Genomic DNA, 15,162 nt, shown 5'->3' with positions numbered 1-15,162 from the left:
TAGTGAATGGTGAATGGTGAGAAGTGAGAAGTGAGTGGTGAGTGGTGAGTGGTGAGTGGTGAATAGTGAATAGTGAATAGTGAATAGTGAGAAGTGAGTGGTGAGAAGTGAATAGTGAATAGAGAATAGTGAGAAGTGAGTGGAGAATAGTGAATGGTGAATGGTGAATAGTGAGAAGTGAGTGGTGAATAGTGAATAGTGAGTGTGAATAGTTAGAAGTTACTTTTAAAAAGATAAAAAATTATAATATGAACATAGAGCAAACTTATATTAAGGATTTAGTTATACTGACTCCTGATGTATTTGAGGACGAAAGGGGTTATTTTTTTGAGGCCTACAACAAAAATAAATTGAGTGGGTTGGGAATTGATATTGAATTTGTGCAGGACAATCAATCCTTTTCACAAAGGGGAACTTTGCGGGGTTTGCATTACCAGAATCCGCCTTTTGCTCAAACTAAATTAGTTCGAGTATTACAGGGAGAGATAATGGATGTTGCTGTCGATCTAAGGAAAGACTCCCCTACTTACGGGAAACATTTTGGAATCAAATTAACAGCCGAAAACAAAAAACAATTGTTAGTTCCACAAGGTTTTGCCCATGGATTTTCGGTATTGAGTGAAACCGCTGTAGTGCTTTATAAGTGCGATCAGTTTTATAATAAAGCCAGCGAAGGGGGTATCCGTTTTGATGATACAACTTTAAACATCGATTGGGGAATGGATTTAAAAGATGCTATTGTATCCGGAAAGGATTTGGTTTTACCTGATTTTGCAGGGTGTAATAGTGAGTTTTAAGTTGGTAGTGAATAGTTAGTAGTTAGTAGTTAGTCGTGAATAGTTAGTGGTGAATAGTTAGTCGTGAATAGATAGTCGTGAATAGATAGTCGTGAATAGTTAGTGGTGAATAGTTAGTGGTGAATAGTTAGTAGTTAGTCGTGAATAGTTAGTAGTTAGTCGTGAATAGTTAGTGGTGAATAATGAAGAGTGAATATTGACTGTCTATTTGCTAAAATAAATTTTCTGTATATAAATTATGAAAAAAATATTAATTACCGGTGCCAATGGGCAATTGGGTTCTGAATTGAATGTTCTGTCAAAAATATATAACCAATTTGAATGGGTTTTTACGGATCGAGAAGAGTTGGATTTGTGTAATTTGGAGAATTTAGCTGCCGAATTAACAAATATCAAACCGGACTATATCGTTAATTGCGCAGCTCACACTGCTGTGGATCGAGCCGAATCAGAATATGAATTGTCTGATGTTTTGAATCATAAATCCGTTGCTGTAATGGCAAATTGGAGTGAAAACAACACTTGTAAATTGATTCATATTTCCACCGATTATGTTTTTGATGGTACTGCAGCAACTGCTTTAACCGAAACTGCAGCAACTGCTCCGATAAATGTATATGGTGTGACTAAATTGGCTGGAGAACAAGCGTGTATGCGTGAAAATCCATCGGCTATTATTATCAGAACCTCATGGGTGTATTCTAGCTTTGGAGCCAATTTTGTAAAAACGATGTCTCGTTTGATGCAAGAAAGAGATTCTTTGAGTGTAGTCAATGATCAAATTGGAAGCCCTACCTACGCGGCCGATTTGGCTCAGGCTATAATGACCATTATTATGCATCCAAATTGGGAATCTGGCATTTATCATTTTTCGAATGAGGGAGCAATTAGTTGGTATGAGTTTGCTTTGGCCATTCAGGAAATTGGTGGTTTTGATTGTGCTGTCAGCGGTATTCCATCTTCGGCTTATCCAACACCAGCAAAACGCCCTCAATATTCATTATTGGACAAAACCAAAATTAAAGCTACTTTTGGGGTAGTTGTTCCGGGATATAGGGAGAGTTTGGTGAAGTGTATGGAGCAACTAATTAGTACGAATTAAAAACGAATTTAACGAATTCTACTAATGGATAAAATACTTTTTAAGGAAGAGAGTTTTAAAATCATTGGTGCTTGTATGAAAGTACATCGTTCATTAGGAGTAGGATTCTTGGAGGCGGTTTATGAAGAAGCATTAGAGAAAGAATTTTTGATTCAAAATATTCCTTTTAAAAGACAGCTGAAATTGGAATTATATTACGAAAATGTGAAATTGAGTAAGTATTATAGAGCAGATTTTGTTTGCTATGATGGAATTGTTTTAGAAATTAAAGCTGTAGTCCATATTCCAGATATATTCTACGAGCAGTTGAGAAATTATTTAAAATGTACCAATATGGAATTGGGTATGCTAATTAATTTTGGTATGCTATCATTGAATTATAAAAGAATAATTAATTTGAAAAATTCGGATTAATTCGTAAAATTAGAAGAACTATGAAAGGAATAATATTAGCTGGAGGATCTGGTACCCGTTTGCATCCGTTAACGCTTGCGATGAGTAAGCAAATGATGCCTGTTTATGATAAACCGATGATTTATTATCCATTGTCGACATTGATGATGGCAGGGATCAATGAAATATTGATTATTTCGACACCGCATGATTTGCCTAATTTTAAAAAATTATTGGGAGATGGATCGGCTATAGGTTGTCAATTTAGTTATGCGGAACAAGCAATTCCAAATGGTTTGGCGCAAGCATTTGTGATTGGAGAAGACTTCATTGGTTCGGATTCTGTTGCTTTGGTATTAGGAGATAATATTTTCTTTGGAGCCAATATGCATGAATTATTGCAATCGAATACCAATCCTGAAGGGGGAGTTGTTTTTGCTTACCATGTTTCGGATCCAGAGCGATATGGTGTTGTAGAATTTGATAAAAATCTGAAAGCGCTATCTATCGAGGAAAAACCTTTAGTCCCAAAATCAAATTATGCGGTTCCAGGGTTGTATTTTTATGACAATTCAGTAGTGGAAATAGCAAAAAATATTCAACCTAGTGCCAGAGGAGAATATGAAATTACCGATGTGAATAAAGTGTATTTGGAACAAGGTAAATTGAAAGTTGGAATTTTGAGCCGTGGTACCGCTTGGTTGGATACCGGAACTTTTAACAGTTTGATGCAAGCAGGACAATTTGTACAGGTTTTGGAAGAACGTCAAGGATTGAAAGTAGGTTGTATTGAAGAAATTGCTTGGAGGCAAGGTTTTATAACTGAGGATCAACTAAGAGAATTGGCCGAGCCATTGAAAAAGTCGGGGTATGGAGAGTATCTTTTAGGACTTTTGAAATATAAAATTTAGTTCAGGGAATAGCAGCAGAAGGCAGAATTTAGATTGCAGTATTTAATTCTATAAATAACAGTATTTGTTAAAATAAATTTTCAAACCATATTAGTCATGTAAGTTTTTAGGCTGAATAATGCTAAGTAAAAACTAAGTCCATTTAAGTAAATACAAAACTTTTTTTACTTTAACTAATATTTGGAAAGCTAGTTTTCTTTTTCTTTTATGACTTATATGTTTCAAAATTAATTGCTTTTTAAAATAGAATTTAGCGGAATGCAGAAAACGGATAACCGATAACCTCCTATAATGAATTACATTACCTTACTTTTTTTATTTATTGATGTTGAATTGCTTTATTTCAAGATTGCCGATTTTTATAATATTATTGACAAACCCAATAGCCGTTCTTCGCATACATCAATAACATTGCGCGGCGGAGGAGTTATTTTTCCTATAGCGATTTTAACAGCTTGCATCCTGGGATATGTTTCTTGGGCATTAACAGTTGCGGTACTTTTGGTGGCAATTGTTAGCTTTATTGACGATATAAAACCTTTATCTCAATTGCCCAGATTTGCTTCTCATGCTATAGCTATTGGCTTGGTTTTTTATGATTTGAATTTGTTTACTCAAGCACTTTGGCTTTTGCCTATTGTTTTTATCTTATTAATCGGATGGGTGAATGCGTTTAATTTTATGGATGGCATCAACGGGATAACTGTAATGTATGCCTTTGTGGTTATTGTTAGTTTTTCTTTTTTAGAAATAAATAAAGAGAGTCTTCCGTTATTATGGACTATGGAATTGTCTTGTTGTGCTTTTGGAATTTTTAATGTTCGGAAAAAAGCCAAAACATTTGCCGGTGATGTTGGAAGTATTAGTATGGCTTTGTTCTTGGGCTTTTTTATGATAAAAACGATTTTGGTTTCGGGTCAAGTTGGTTATCTCCTTTTTTTATCCGTGTATGGAATTGATGCCGTTATTACCATTTTTACACGAATAAAAAAGAAAGAAAATATTTTGGAACCCCACCGTTCTCATTTGTACCAATATTTGGCGAATGAATTAGGCTATTCCCATATTCTAGTTTCTTTTATGTATGCCTTTATCCAGCTACTGATTAATGTACTGTTGATTTTTTTAGATTCAAAAGGCAGTTTGTCTCTACCTATTGTGATTTGCTTATTGTTGTTTCAAATTACAATTTATGTATGGATTAGAAGCCGAGTGGTTCAGAAAATTAATTTGACATAGATTTACTGATTGTGGGACAAAAAGATCATTTTCTTATTTCTAGATTAAATTTTAAGTCAATGTTAAAGCGTGTTTTTGATATTGGATTTTCTATTCTAATGCTTTTTGTGTTTTCGTGGTTGCTTTTGACTGCTTGGTTCTTGGCTGTTATCGATACTCAAACAAATGGGATTTTTACACATGATCGTATTGGCCAATTTGGGAAAAAGTTTAAAATTTACAAATTGAGAACAATACAAATTAATTCAGATGGTGAAGGGAAAGGTATAAAAATTTCAAAAATTGGTCAACTACTTCGAAATTACAAATTAGATGAGTTGCCTCAGTTTTTTAATGTTTTGAAAGGAGAAATGAGTGTTGTAGGTCCAAGACCTGATATTGCGGGTTATTATGATTTGTTAGAAGGTGAGAATCGGAAAATTTTGGAATTAAAACCAGGATTAACCAGTTTGGCTTCTTTAAAATATTACAATGAAGACAAGCTTTTGGACAATCAAGAAAATCCTTTGCGATATAATGACGAAGTGCTATTTCCAGATAAATTGAAACTGAATTTGGCTTATTACCATCACCAGAGTTTGTATGAAGATTTAAAGATTATTGTCGCAACTGGAAGATTTGTAGTTGTAAAAATTATAAGTTAAATCTTAATTTTGTAATTCTTTATTTTTTTATTGTTTAAAATAGGTCTAAAATTGATTTAATTAAGGTGTTGCATTTTTGTTAAATGGTTGTAGATAGTCATTTTATGTATTTCGTCAGAAATGTAATATTCTATAGTGTAATTTTACTTCTAGATGTATTTTAATTTGTAATTTTGTATTCTTCCTTTGTTTCTTTTAAGAAAATAAAAAACGCTAAAAAATGAATGAAAATTCCCTTTATTCTGGATTTTTGTCAAGAGCCAATTTGAGATTAAGCATTCGTAATTTGAGTTACCTGCCAAGGTGGATTATTGTTATGATTGATTTTTCGGTATTGATAATTACCTTTTTCTTTACCCTTCTTATTTTTAGAGGAACAGGATTAAAATACATTAATACAACTCATGATGTCTTTTTTATTACTTGCTTTTTTGGAACCAATATTTTCTTTTTTTGGTTGTTTAGAACCTATTCGGGTATAATACGACATTCGTCCTATATAGATGCAGTGAAACTTTTGTTTTCGCAAATGTCGGTATTGGTTGTTTTTTTGGTGTTTAACTTTGCTTATGAGTTGCTAAATGATGAACGAATATTCTTGACTACAGCACTTTTTATCAATGTGGTGTTGTCGTTTTGTGGTTTGTTTTTGTATCGTGTCGTGGTCAAGCAAACTTTCGAAATGTATTTGTCTGAGAAAAGCGCTACCAAATTAATACGAACTATAATTTACGGAACAGACGCCAACGCGATTTCGGTTGCGAATGCTTTGAAATTTGAAACGCCAACTCGTTTTAAGATTGTGGGTTTTGTGGATCGAAACAACCAAAATGCTTCAAAGCGTATGTTGGATTTACCCATTTTGGTTCAAAAGAAAAAACTACCTTCATTAATGCGTTCTGTTGGAGCTGAAGCGGTTATTATGGCCGATAAAAGTTTAGGGAAAGAAGAGCAATTGGTAATTGTAGATCAGTGTTTGGAATTTAATTACAGAGTTTATACAGTGCCTTTGATTACGGACTGGGAAAATCAGAAAGAAATTTCACAAAAGGTAAAAAACATACAGATTGAAGATTTATTAGAGCGAAAACCAATTGTATTGGACAATAAATCCATTTCGAAGCAACTCAAAGATAAAACGGTTTTAATTTCGGGAGCAGCAGGTTCTATTGGAAGTGAAATTGTAAGACAGGTTTTAACTTTTAATCCTAAAAGAGTAATTATATTAGATCAAGCTGAAACCCCTTTGCATCATTTGAGTCTTGAATTGGAAAAATTGCATTCGAAATCAAAGATTCATCATGTTATTGCCGATGTTCGAAATAAGGAGGCGATGAACAGGGTTTTTAAAACGTTTAAACCACAAGTTGTTTATCATGCTGCCGCTTATAAACACGTGCCATTGATGGAAGAAAATCCTTCACAAGCGATTTTGACCAATATAGAAGGAACCAAGAATCTAGCTGATTTATCCTGTGAATATGAAGTGATAAAGTTTGTTATGGTTTCTACAGATAAAGCGGTTAATCCGAGCAATGTTATGGGAGCCAGCAAACGAATTGCTGAAAAATACGTGCAATCTTTGCAGATTAAAAATATAAAAGAGAACAAACTCAATGCTACAAAATTCATTACCACTCGTTTTGGAAATGTTTTGGGATCAAATGGCTCCGTAGTTCCTTTGTTTACGAAACAAATTGCAAATGGAGGTCCAGTAACGATTACTCATCCTGATATTATTCGTTATTTTATGACCATCCCAGAAGCTTGTCAACTGGTATTGGAAGCTGGTGCCATGGGGAATGGAGGAGAGATTTATATTTTTGATATGGGGAAACCAGTTAAAATTTTGGATTTGGCCAAAAAAATGATCAAACTGGCCGGATTTATTCCTGATAGAGATATAAAAATTGATATTGTGGGATTGCGACCCGGAGAAAAATTATATGAAGAGTTGTTAAACGATACAGCAAAAACAATTCCTACTTATCATGAAAAAATAATGATTGCTGAAGAAATTCAAGATGAGTTTGAGAATTTGCATGTTGACATAAATGAACTGATAGGAATTGCTAATTACTTTGACAATGATGATATTGTTGCTAAAATGAAAGTTATCGTTCCAGAGTTTAAAAGCATGAATTCCACTTTTGAAATTTTAGATAAATAAAATTTTAAAATTAAGATATAGAAAAGGTTTACAAGGGATGTCCTTGTAAACCTTTTTTGATTATGAAAGTTTTTTTGTCTGGTGGGAGGTTTTGAGTTTTGGGGTGTTAGTTGTTAAAGGTTTAATGATTCTTCACTAATTGGGAGGGTCTGAATAGTTAAAAAAAGCAAACACTATTCTTTAATGATTACATTTGCGGTTTTATTTAAATCAGTGACAATTACCAATTTTAGTTCCAAAATAATGAGCAGTAGTAATACCCCAAATACGGAATGGCTGTTTGAGATAACACCCAAGAATAAATTTTTCTCTTTGAACCTTAAGGAAGTTTGGCAATATCGCGATTTGCTTTTTCTTTTTGTAAAAAGGGATATTGTTACCGTATACAAACAAACGGTTTTGGGGCCATTATGGTACTTGATACAGCCGTTGTTTACTTCGATTACCTTTACCATAATTTTCAATACCGTTGCCGGAATTAATACGGGAACTGTGCCTCCATTTTTATTTAATTTGGCCGGGATTACGGTTTGGAATTATTTCACAGCCTGTATCAACGGGACATCAGATACGTTTAGAAGCAATGCCAGCATCTTTGGTAAAGTTTATTTTCCTCGAATTATAGTTCCAATTTCTATTGTAATTTCCAATTTGCTGAAATTTGGAATTCAGTGTGGCATATTTATTGTTTTTTATCTTTTTTATTATTTTAAAGGAGCCGATATCAGTTTGAATGCTACGGTTGTGTTTTTCCCTTTATTAATTCTATTAATGGGAGTTCTAGGGTTAGGATTAGGTATGTTGATTTCGTCTTTGGTTACCAAATACAGGGATTTTAATTATTTGATAGGTTTTGGGGTACAATTGTTGATGTACCTCTCGGCTGTAATGTATCCTATGGCTTTATTACAGGAAAAAATGCCAAAATACAGTTGGTTAATTCAATATAATCCGTTGGCTTATATTATAGAAACAGCGCGGTATATGTTACTCAATGTAGGGCAAATCTCGATTTTAGGATTGGTATATACTTTTTTGGTAACGGTTGGTGTATTTTTTGTAGGATTGTTAATTTTTAATAAGACCGAAAAGAGTTTTATTGATACGGTGTAGGTGAATGGTGAATGGTGAGTGGTGAATGGTGAGAAGTGAATGGTGAATGGTGAATGGTGAATTGTGAATGGTGAGTGGTGAGTGGTGAGAAGTGAATGGTGAATGGTGAGTGGTGAGAAGTGAATGGTGAATGGTGAATTGTGAGTGGTGAGAAGTGAATGGTGAGTGGTGAATGGTGAGAAGTGAATAGTTAGAAGTGAATAGTTAGAAGTGAATGGTGAATAGTGAGTGGTGAGAAGTGAGTGGTGAGAAGTGAATGGTGAATGGTGAGAAGTGAATGGTGAATGGTGAGAAGTGAATGGTGAATGGTGAGAAGTGAGAAGTGAGAAGTGAGAAGTGAGTGGTGAGAAGTGAGAAGTGAGAAGTGAGAAGTGAGAAGTGAGAAGTGAGAAGTGAGAAGTGAGAAGTGAGAAGTGAGAAGTGAGAAGTGAGAAGTGAGAAGTGAGAAGTGAGAAGTGAGAAGTGAATGGTGAATGGTGAATAGTGAGTGGTGAATAGTGAGTGGTGAGTGGTGAGAAGTGAGTGGTGAGAAGTGAGTGGTGAGAAGTGAATAGTTAGAAGTTAGAAGTTAGAAGTGAATGGTGAGTAGTGGGAGGTGTATAGAAAATTATTAAGGTTAAAATAACTTGAATGGATCATAAAGAATTAGATGTTTGGAAAAAAAGTATGGACTTGGTTGAGTCAATTTATACTCTTACTCAGCGATTTCCAGATGTTGAAAAATATGGTTTAACGAGTCAAATGAGAAGGGCTGCGGTTTCGATTCCATCAAACATAGCTGAAGGTGCTGCTCGAAAAGGGAATAAAGAATTATTACAGTTTCTGTATATTGCTATTGGTTCGCTTTCTGAATTGGAGACGCAATATCTTATTGCAATACGATTGACTTTTATAGAAAAAGAGGAGGTTTTGGAAAAACAAATGATTGAAGTGAAAAAGCTTTTATTAGGATTTAAGAATTATATAAGTAAAGTGTAGTTAGAAGTGAGTAGTTAGAAGTGAATAGTGAGAGGTGAATAGTGAGGGGTGAATAGTGAGGGGTGAATAGTGAGGGGTGAATAGCGAGAGGTGAATAGTGAGAGGTGAATAGTGAGAGGTGAGTAGTTAGAAGTGAGTAGTTAGAAGTGAGTAGTTAGAAGTGAGTAGTTAGAAGTGAGTAGTTAGAAGTGAGTAGCGAGAGGTGAATAGTGAGAAGAGAGAAGTAATCGCGGCTCTTACGGAGTATTAATGAAACGAGAATTATATTGTATATAAAAAAGAGTAAGGTGAAGCGTAATTGTGAATAGTATGAAGGCAATCTCTATTCACTATTCACGGCTCACGAATTATGAAAGATATTATATTAAAAGCTGAAAACATCTCCAAACAATACCGCTTGGGTCAAGTAGGTACGGGAACTTTAAGCCACGATTTGAATCGTTGGTGGCATCAAGTACGTGGAAAGGAAAATCCCTACTTGAAAATTGGTGATACCAATGACCGCTCAACAAAAGGAACCAGCGAGTATGTTTGGGCACTTCAAGATATCAATTTTGAAGTAGAACGAGGTGAAGTTCTGGGAATCATTGGGAAAAATGGAGCTGGGAAGAGAAACTTTTTGATGAAAAATGTAGAATGAAAAATGAATTGAAAAACACTGAAGACATAATTTTATCTGATATTCGGTTAATCATCTATCAGACAAAAGAAGTAGTGAGCAAAATTATTACTTCTAATGTTGCTAGTATGTACTGGAAAATTGGTAATAGAATAAATTCTGAAATGCTTGACAATCAGAGAGCCGAATACGGGAAGCAAATTGTCGCTACACTGTCGCGACAATTGACAATCGAGTATGGTCGTTCCTACGAAGAGAAAAACTTGCGCAGAATGATACAATTTGCTAATCAATTTTCAGATATTGAAAATGTCGCTACATTGTGGCGACAATTGAGTTGGTCCCATTTTAAGATATTGATACCAATAAAAGATGAGTTGGAAAGAGATTTTTATACTCAAATGTGTCGCATAGAAAATTGGAGTGTCGATACGCTCCGTAAAAAAATAAATAGTTTACTGTTTCAGAGAACAGCCATTTCTAAAAAACCAGAAGAATTAGCTAAATTAGAAATACAGCAACTCAAAAGTGAAGATATTCTAACGCCCGATTTGGTTTTTAGAGACCCTTATTTATTAGATTTTCTAGGATTAAAAGATGTTTATCAAGAGAAGGATTTAGAAAAAGCGATTTTGAGAGAAATTGAACAATTTATTTTAGAGTTAGGCAATGGTTTTGCTTTTTTAGAGCGACAAAAAAGAATGCAAATTGATAACGAAGATTATTATTTAGATTTGCTTTTTTACCATCGTAAACTAAAAAGATTAGTTGCAATTGAATTGAAAATTGGAAAGTTTGAAGCGAGTTATAAGGGGCAAATGGAACTTTACTTGAGATGGTTGGAAAAACACGAAAAGCAAGAAGATGAAGAAGCACCTATTGGACTTATTTTATGTGCAGAAGGGAATAAAGAACAAATAGAACTATTACAACTGGATGCCACAAATATAAAAGTTGGGGAATTCATAACTCAGTTTATCCCAAATGAATTGCTAAAACAGAAATTGCATAAAGCAATACAATTTTCGAAAAGTAAAATAGATAGAAAATAAAATTAGTGTTTTTGTGATTACCTATGGTATGAAAAATCAATACAAAGACGATAACCGATAACAGTGAAAGATATTATATTAAAAGCTGAAAACATCTCCAAACAATACCGCTTGGGTCAAGTAGGTACGGGAACATTGAGCCACGATTTGAATCGTTGGTGGCATCAAGTACGTGGAAAGGAAAATCCCTACTTGAAAATTGGAGATACCAATGATCGCTCTACTAAGGGAATCAGTGAGTATGTTTGGGCTTTGCAGGACATTAATTTTGAAGTAGAACGAGGTGAAGTTCTGGGGATCATTGGTAAGAATGGAGCAGGAAAATCTACCCTATTAAAAATATTATCTAAGGTTACGGCGCCTACAACAGGATGCATAAAGTCTCGCGGGCGAATCGCTTCCTTGCTTGAGGTGGGAACTGGTTTTAACCCTGAATTGACGGGTAAAGAAAACATATTCCTGAACGGAGCGATTCTTGGAATGACCAAAAAAGAAATAGCCTCCAAGCTTGACGAAATTGTTGAATTCTCCGGTTGCGAGCGCTATATAGACACACCCGTAAAACGCTACAGCAGTGGTATGACCGTACGTTTGGCTTTTGCTGTAGCCGCATTTCTAGAGCCTGAAATTTTGGTGATAGATGAGGTACTTGCCGTAGGTGATGCCGAGTTCCAGAAAAAAGCCATTGGCAAAATGCAGGATATCTCCCGTGAAGGAGGCAGAACGGTTTTGTTTGTGAGTCATAATATGGCGGCGGTGAAAAGTTTGTGTACGAGGGGGATTGTGATGGAGAATGGGAAGGTGGTTTTTGAGGGGGGGATTAATGATAGTGTTAAAAGGTATTTACAGGGAGATATTATTAATATTAAATTAGCAGATATTAAAAATCGTATTGGAAATAAAAAAGTTTTATTTGACAATGTTCAAGTTTATGGAGCTGAAAAAGGTATAAAACCAATGACTGGTGAGCCAATGAACATAGTATTTAATATCGTAAACAGAGATTTAATTAATTCTAGTGAAATTAGATTTGATTTAAGAATTGATGATGATTTTGGGCAAAGATTAGTTTGGGTTAGTTCAATTTTAAAAGATTTAGAAACTTTAGATAATCCTGATAAAATTATAATAAGCTTCAAAAAGACTCCTTTTGAATTTGGGATGTACTTTGCCACAATATATTTAGGTGTACATAATGAAGATGCGGATTGGATTGATAATGCTTTTACATTCAATATAGAAGCTGGCAATTATTTTTCATCAAAGAAGAAGCAACCAAATGGGCAAAGTAAAATTAATGTTGATTTTGATATTTCTTATAAATAAATTATGAAAAAAATAATATATAAACTTATCAATAAGTTTGGATTTAGAATAGAAAATAAAAAGAAAGCTATTGAAAGAGAAACGAAGCTTTTAAACAAATACAATATTAACGAAAATTTTGAATTAATTTTTAAATCAAGAAAATTCATTCATAGTTTAAGTCAGAAATATAAAGATCTTTATATAATCAATCATAATAAAGGATTTATAGTAAGTTTTTTAAATTTGAAAATCTATGTAGAAAGCGCTGAAGAATTTTTTATTTTAAGTGAAGTCTTTATAGAGAATGATTATAATTTTAATTCTAGTACAAAAACTGTTATAATTGACATTGGGGCTAATATTGGTATTTCATCTTTGTTTTTTTCAAATTTAGATTATGTAGAAAAAATATATTCTTTTGAGCCTGTAAAAGATACTTATAATCAGGCAGTATATAATTTTTCATTAAATAATTCATTTTGTAAAGTTTGCAATATTCAAAATATTGGTTTAGGGGGTAATACAAGAAAAGAAGTTTTTGCATTTAATAAACTTATTAAAGGAAACACAGGTGTTCGTGGAGAGTTAAGTCCTAGTTATTTAAATAATCAAGATGTTGATAAAGTTGAGGTTCAGATTATCAATGCTAGTGAGGAATTTTGCAAAATAATAAAAGGGAATCCGAATAGAAAAATCGTTGTTAAAATGGATTGTGAAGGGGCAGAATACGAAATATTTGAAAATATTCGAGATTCTGGAATTTTATCGTCTATAGATGTTTTTATGCTTGAATGGCATGATAAAGGAGCCGAACAAATTGAAAATATTTTAAAAAATGCTGGATTTGAATATTTTTCAAAATCTTTATCACCTATTTCAGGATTAATTTATGCATATAAAAAATGAGTTCCTTAGTTTCTGTCATAATACCTGTTTATAATCGAGCTCATTTGATAGAAGAAACTTTATTAAGTGTTTTGCACCAGACTTATGAAAATTGGGAATGTATTGTTGTCGATGATTGGAGCACGGATAATATTAAAGAATTAATTGCTTCCGATGTGTTCCGCGATTCCAGATTTAAGTTTTATGAGAGGCCATTTAATAAAAGAAAAGGAGCAAATAGTTGCAGAAACTACGGTGTAGAGAAAAGTATTGGTGATTTTCTATTGTTTCTTGATTCAGATGACATATTAAAAAATAATTGTTTAAGAACCAGATTAGATGTTTTTGTAAAGTTTCCATTTCTTGATTTCGCAATCTTTTCAATGGGATTGATTAAAGATAACAAAATGGAAAATTATAAATATCCAGATTTAACTAATGCAAATAGGGAAGAATTAATTAGTTTATTTATTACAGGTCCATTACCATGGAATATGACAAGGCCATTGTGGAAGATAAGTTTTTTTTTAAATCAAATAGGATTTAATGAAGAGTTAGATATGTTCGATGATGATGAGTTTAATCTGAGAGTGATATATAGTTCTGAGATTAGGTTTAAATTTATAGATAATACAGACTGTTATTATCGACTATATGATGACAATCTCTCAAAATATAAGAATAGTATATTTCTAGAAAAATTATTTCGAAGTCATCTTTTGTTTTTAAAAACAATAAATCAGAAATTTGATTTAGATGATAAAATTAAATTTAAAAAAGAATTACAGCAAAACGTCTATGGAATAATGGAAGGTTATCTTAGATTGAAGAATGTTGATAAAAGAATTTTTAAATATAATATTATATACTTTTTCAGCAACTTTAAGGCGTCATTTAGTTTTAAATTTTTTATTTTTTTTAAGTATATTTTGTCTAGTTATTCTGAAGAAAAAAAAGGCAGTTACAAAATCAATAAATTTTTAGATTCTAAAATCAAGCAAATTATCAATAAATGTTAATTTCCATAATAATTCCAACTTATAATCGTGCCTATTTAATCGGTGAAACCTTAGACAGTATTTTGGCACAAACCTATACCAATTGGGAATGTATTGTTGTCGATGATGGGAGCACAGATAATACCGCAAAAGTTGTTAGAAAATATATAAAAGAGGATAAAAGATTTCAATATTATTCGAGACTAAATGATAGAACTAAAGGCGCCAATACTTGTCGTAATTATGGGTTTGAATTATCTAAAGGTGAGTATATTAAGTGGTTTGACAGTGATGATATAATGCATCCAAGTTTACTCGAAAAACAATTGAATTCAATTGACAAGAATATTGATTGTAGTGTTTGTAAAGTGGCTTATTATGATTTTGAAAATGATGATATTTTAAAGGAGAATACTATTTCTTCGGATCATTTAATTGAAGATTATTTAGTAGGTGAGGTTACTTTTTATATCTCAGGCCCATTATGGAGTAGACTTTTTTTAAATAATCAAAAAGAATTATTTGATGAAAAGATATCTAACCTAGATGATTGGGATTTTAATTTGAGAATGTTGTATCAAGAACCTTTTATTGTTTGCATTGACGAGCCATTAATTCAATATAGGATACATGAAACCTCATTGTCACAAGAAATAGACAAACTTAATTTTAGGGAATTAGAATCTGAATTTAGAGCAATTAAGAAGCATATATTCTTATTAAAAAAAAATAAAAAAGTTGATCAAAAAATATTAAAAAGACATTTGAAGAATCGTTATCAGTTTATTTTAAGAAAAGCTTTAATTGAAAATAATAAATATAAATTTTATTATTTTAAGAAACTTTTAATTATCCAATGCCAATTATTAGATTTTTTAGAAATGATTAAAATTACAATAGGATTTACAGTTTATATTTTTTTAAAAAAAGGATATAAACTCCTATAATAGCAC

At 32.7% G+C, this 15,162-nt stretch carries 14 protein-coding genes and 1 pseudogene; all 15 read left to right on the top strand.

Annotation, left to right across the window (positions count from 1 at the left end):
- Positions 1–248: 248 nt before the first annotated feature.
- The 15 genes and pseudogenes from rfbC to OZP06_RS03905 all read left to right on the top strand — a co-directional run bounded on the left by rfbC (position 249) and on the right by OZP06_RS03905 (position 15,156).
- Positions 249–797, top strand: a complete 549-nt coding sequence (gene rfbC, locus OZP06_RS03975) for a dTDP-4-dehydrorhamnose 3,5-epimerase (protein ID WP_281238859.1) — start codon at positions 249–251, stop codon at positions 795–797.
- A gap of 238 nt (positions 798–1,035) precedes the next feature.
- On the top strand, positions 1,036–1,899 hold the full coding sequence (gene rfbD / locus OZP06_RS03970; protein WP_281324266.1) for a dTDP-4-dehydrorhamnose reductase: 864 nt from the start codon (positions 1,036–1,038) through the stop codon (positions 1,897–1,899).
- A 24-nt stretch (positions 1,900–1,923) separates the two neighbouring features.
- Entirely contained in the window at positions 1,924–2,313 is a 390-nt protein-coding gene (locus OZP06_RS03965; protein WP_269223767.1) for a GxxExxY protein, read from the top strand.
- 20 nt (positions 2,314–2,333) lie between these two features.
- Positions 2,334–3,203, top strand: a complete 870-nt coding sequence (gene rfbA, locus OZP06_RS03960) for a glucose-1-phosphate thymidylyltransferase RfbA (RefSeq protein ID WP_281324265.1) — start codon at positions 2,334–2,336, stop codon at positions 3,201–3,203.
- A 291-nt stretch (positions 3,204–3,494) separates the two neighbouring features.
- Positions 3,495–4,442 carry a glycosyltransferase family 4 protein gene (locus OZP06_RS03955; RefSeq protein ID WP_281324264.1) on the top strand — a complete coding sequence of 316 codons (948 nt, stop codon included), beginning with the start codon at positions 3,495–3,497 and terminating at the stop codon, positions 4,440–4,442.
- Between the two features lie 59 nt (positions 4,443–4,501).
- Positions 4,502–5,086: a sugar transferase gene (locus OZP06_RS03950; RefSeq protein WP_269223765.1), complete on the top strand. Its 585-nt coding sequence runs from the start codon at positions 4,502–4,504 to the stop codon at positions 5,084–5,086.
- Between the two features lie 220 nt (positions 5,087–5,306).
- A complete protein-coding gene (locus OZP06_RS03945) occupies positions 5,307–7,256 on the top strand; it encodes a nucleoside-diphosphate sugar epimerase/dehydratase (RefSeq protein WP_269223764.1) in 1,950 nt (649 codons plus the stop codon).
- Between the two features lie 243 nt (positions 7,257–7,499).
- On the top strand, positions 7,500–8,369 hold the full coding sequence (locus OZP06_RS03940; protein WP_281324263.1) for an ABC transporter permease: 870 nt from the start codon (positions 7,500–7,502) through the stop codon (positions 8,367–8,369).
- Between the two features lie 630 nt (positions 8,370–8,999).
- The gene (locus tag OZP06_RS03935) at positions 9,000–9,347 is read left to right on the top strand and encodes a four helix bundle protein (RefSeq protein WP_281238866.1); all 348 of its coding nucleotides are present in this window, start codon (positions 9,000–9,002) and stop codon (positions 9,345–9,347) included.
- Between the two features lie 349 nt (positions 9,348–9,696).
- Positions 9,697–9,957, top strand: a pseudogene (locus tag OZP06_RS03930) (ATP-binding cassette domain-containing protein); the annotation flags it as partial.
- Positions 9,958–9,983: 26 nt separating this feature from the next.
- Positions 9,984–11,018, top strand: a complete 1,035-nt coding sequence (locus OZP06_RS03925) for a PDDEXK nuclease domain-containing protein (protein ID WP_269223763.1) — start codon at positions 9,984–9,986, stop codon at positions 11,016–11,018.
- A gap of 63 nt (positions 11,019–11,081) precedes the next feature.
- Entirely contained in the window at positions 11,082–12,344 is a 1,263-nt protein-coding gene (locus OZP06_RS03920; RefSeq protein WP_281324262.1) for an ABC transporter ATP-binding protein, read from the top strand.
- A gap of 3 nt (positions 12,345–12,347) precedes the next feature.
- Entirely contained in the window at positions 12,348–13,232 is an 885-nt protein-coding gene (locus tag OZP06_RS03915; protein ID WP_269223762.1) for an FkbM family methyltransferase, read from the top strand.
- A complete protein-coding gene (locus OZP06_RS03910) occupies positions 13,229–14,230 on the top strand; it encodes a glycosyltransferase family 2 protein (protein WP_281324261.1) in 1,002 nt (333 codons plus the stop codon). Before OZP06_RS03915 ends, OZP06_RS03910 begins: the two co-directional genes overlap by 4 nt.
- Entirely contained in the window at positions 14,224–15,156 is a 933-nt protein-coding gene (locus OZP06_RS03905; RefSeq protein WP_281324260.1) for a glycosyltransferase family 2 protein, read from the top strand. Before OZP06_RS03910 ends, OZP06_RS03905 begins: the two co-directional genes overlap by 7 nt.
- Positions 15,157–15,162 lie beyond the last annotated feature (6 nt).

The sequence above is a fragment of the Flavobacterium sp. IMCC34518 genome (genome assembly GCF_027111095.2).
Lineage (GTDB): Bacteria > Bacteroidota > Bacteroidia > Flavobacteriales > Flavobacteriaceae > Flavobacterium > Flavobacterium praedii.
This window is presented reverse-complemented; position numbering and strand designations above follow the sequence as displayed.

Coding starts and splice junctions, on each gene's coding strand:
- rfbC (WP_281238859.1), top strand. CDS start 249: ATGAACATAGAGCAAACTTATATTAAGGATTTAGTTATACTGACTCCT.
- OZP06_RS03925 (WP_269223763.1), top strand. CDS start 9,984: ATGAAAAATGAATTGAAAAACACTGAAGACATAATTTTATCTGATATT.
- OZP06_RS03950 (WP_269223765.1), top strand. CDS start 4,502: ATGTTAAAGCGTGTTTTTGATATTGGATTTTCTATTCTAATGCTTTTT.
- OZP06_RS03955 (WP_281324264.1), top strand. CDS start 3,495: ATGAATTACATTACCTTACTTTTTTTATTTATTGATGTTGAATTGCTT.
- OZP06_RS03905 (WP_281324260.1), top strand. CDS start 14,224: ATGTTAATTTCCATAATAATTCCAACTTATAATCGTGCCTATTTAATC.
- OZP06_RS03945 (WP_269223764.1), top strand. CDS start 5,307: ATGAATGAAAATTCCCTTTATTCTGGATTTTTGTCAAGAGCCAATTTG.
- rfbA (WP_281324265.1), top strand. CDS start 2,334: ATGAAAGGAATAATATTAGCTGGAGGATCTGGTACCCGTTTGCATCCG.
- OZP06_RS03910 (WP_281324261.1), top strand. CDS start 13,229: ATGAGTTCCTTAGTTTCTGTCATAATACCTGTTTATAATCGAGCTCAT.
- OZP06_RS03965 (WP_269223767.1), top strand. CDS start 1,924: ATGGATAAAATACTTTTTAAGGAAGAGAGTTTTAAAATCATTGGTGCT.
- rfbD (WP_281324266.1), top strand. CDS start 1,036: ATGAAAAAAATATTAATTACCGGTGCCAATGGGCAATTGGGTTCTGAA.
- OZP06_RS03915 (WP_269223762.1), top strand. CDS start 12,348: ATGAAAAAAATAATATATAAACTTATCAATAAGTTTGGATTTAGAATA.
- OZP06_RS03940 (WP_281324263.1), top strand. CDS start 7,500: ATGAGCAGTAGTAATACCCCAAATACGGAATGGCTGTTTGAGATAACA.
- OZP06_RS03935 (WP_281238866.1), top strand. CDS start 9,000: ATGGATCATAAAGAATTAGATGTTTGGAAAAAAAGTATGGACTTGGTT.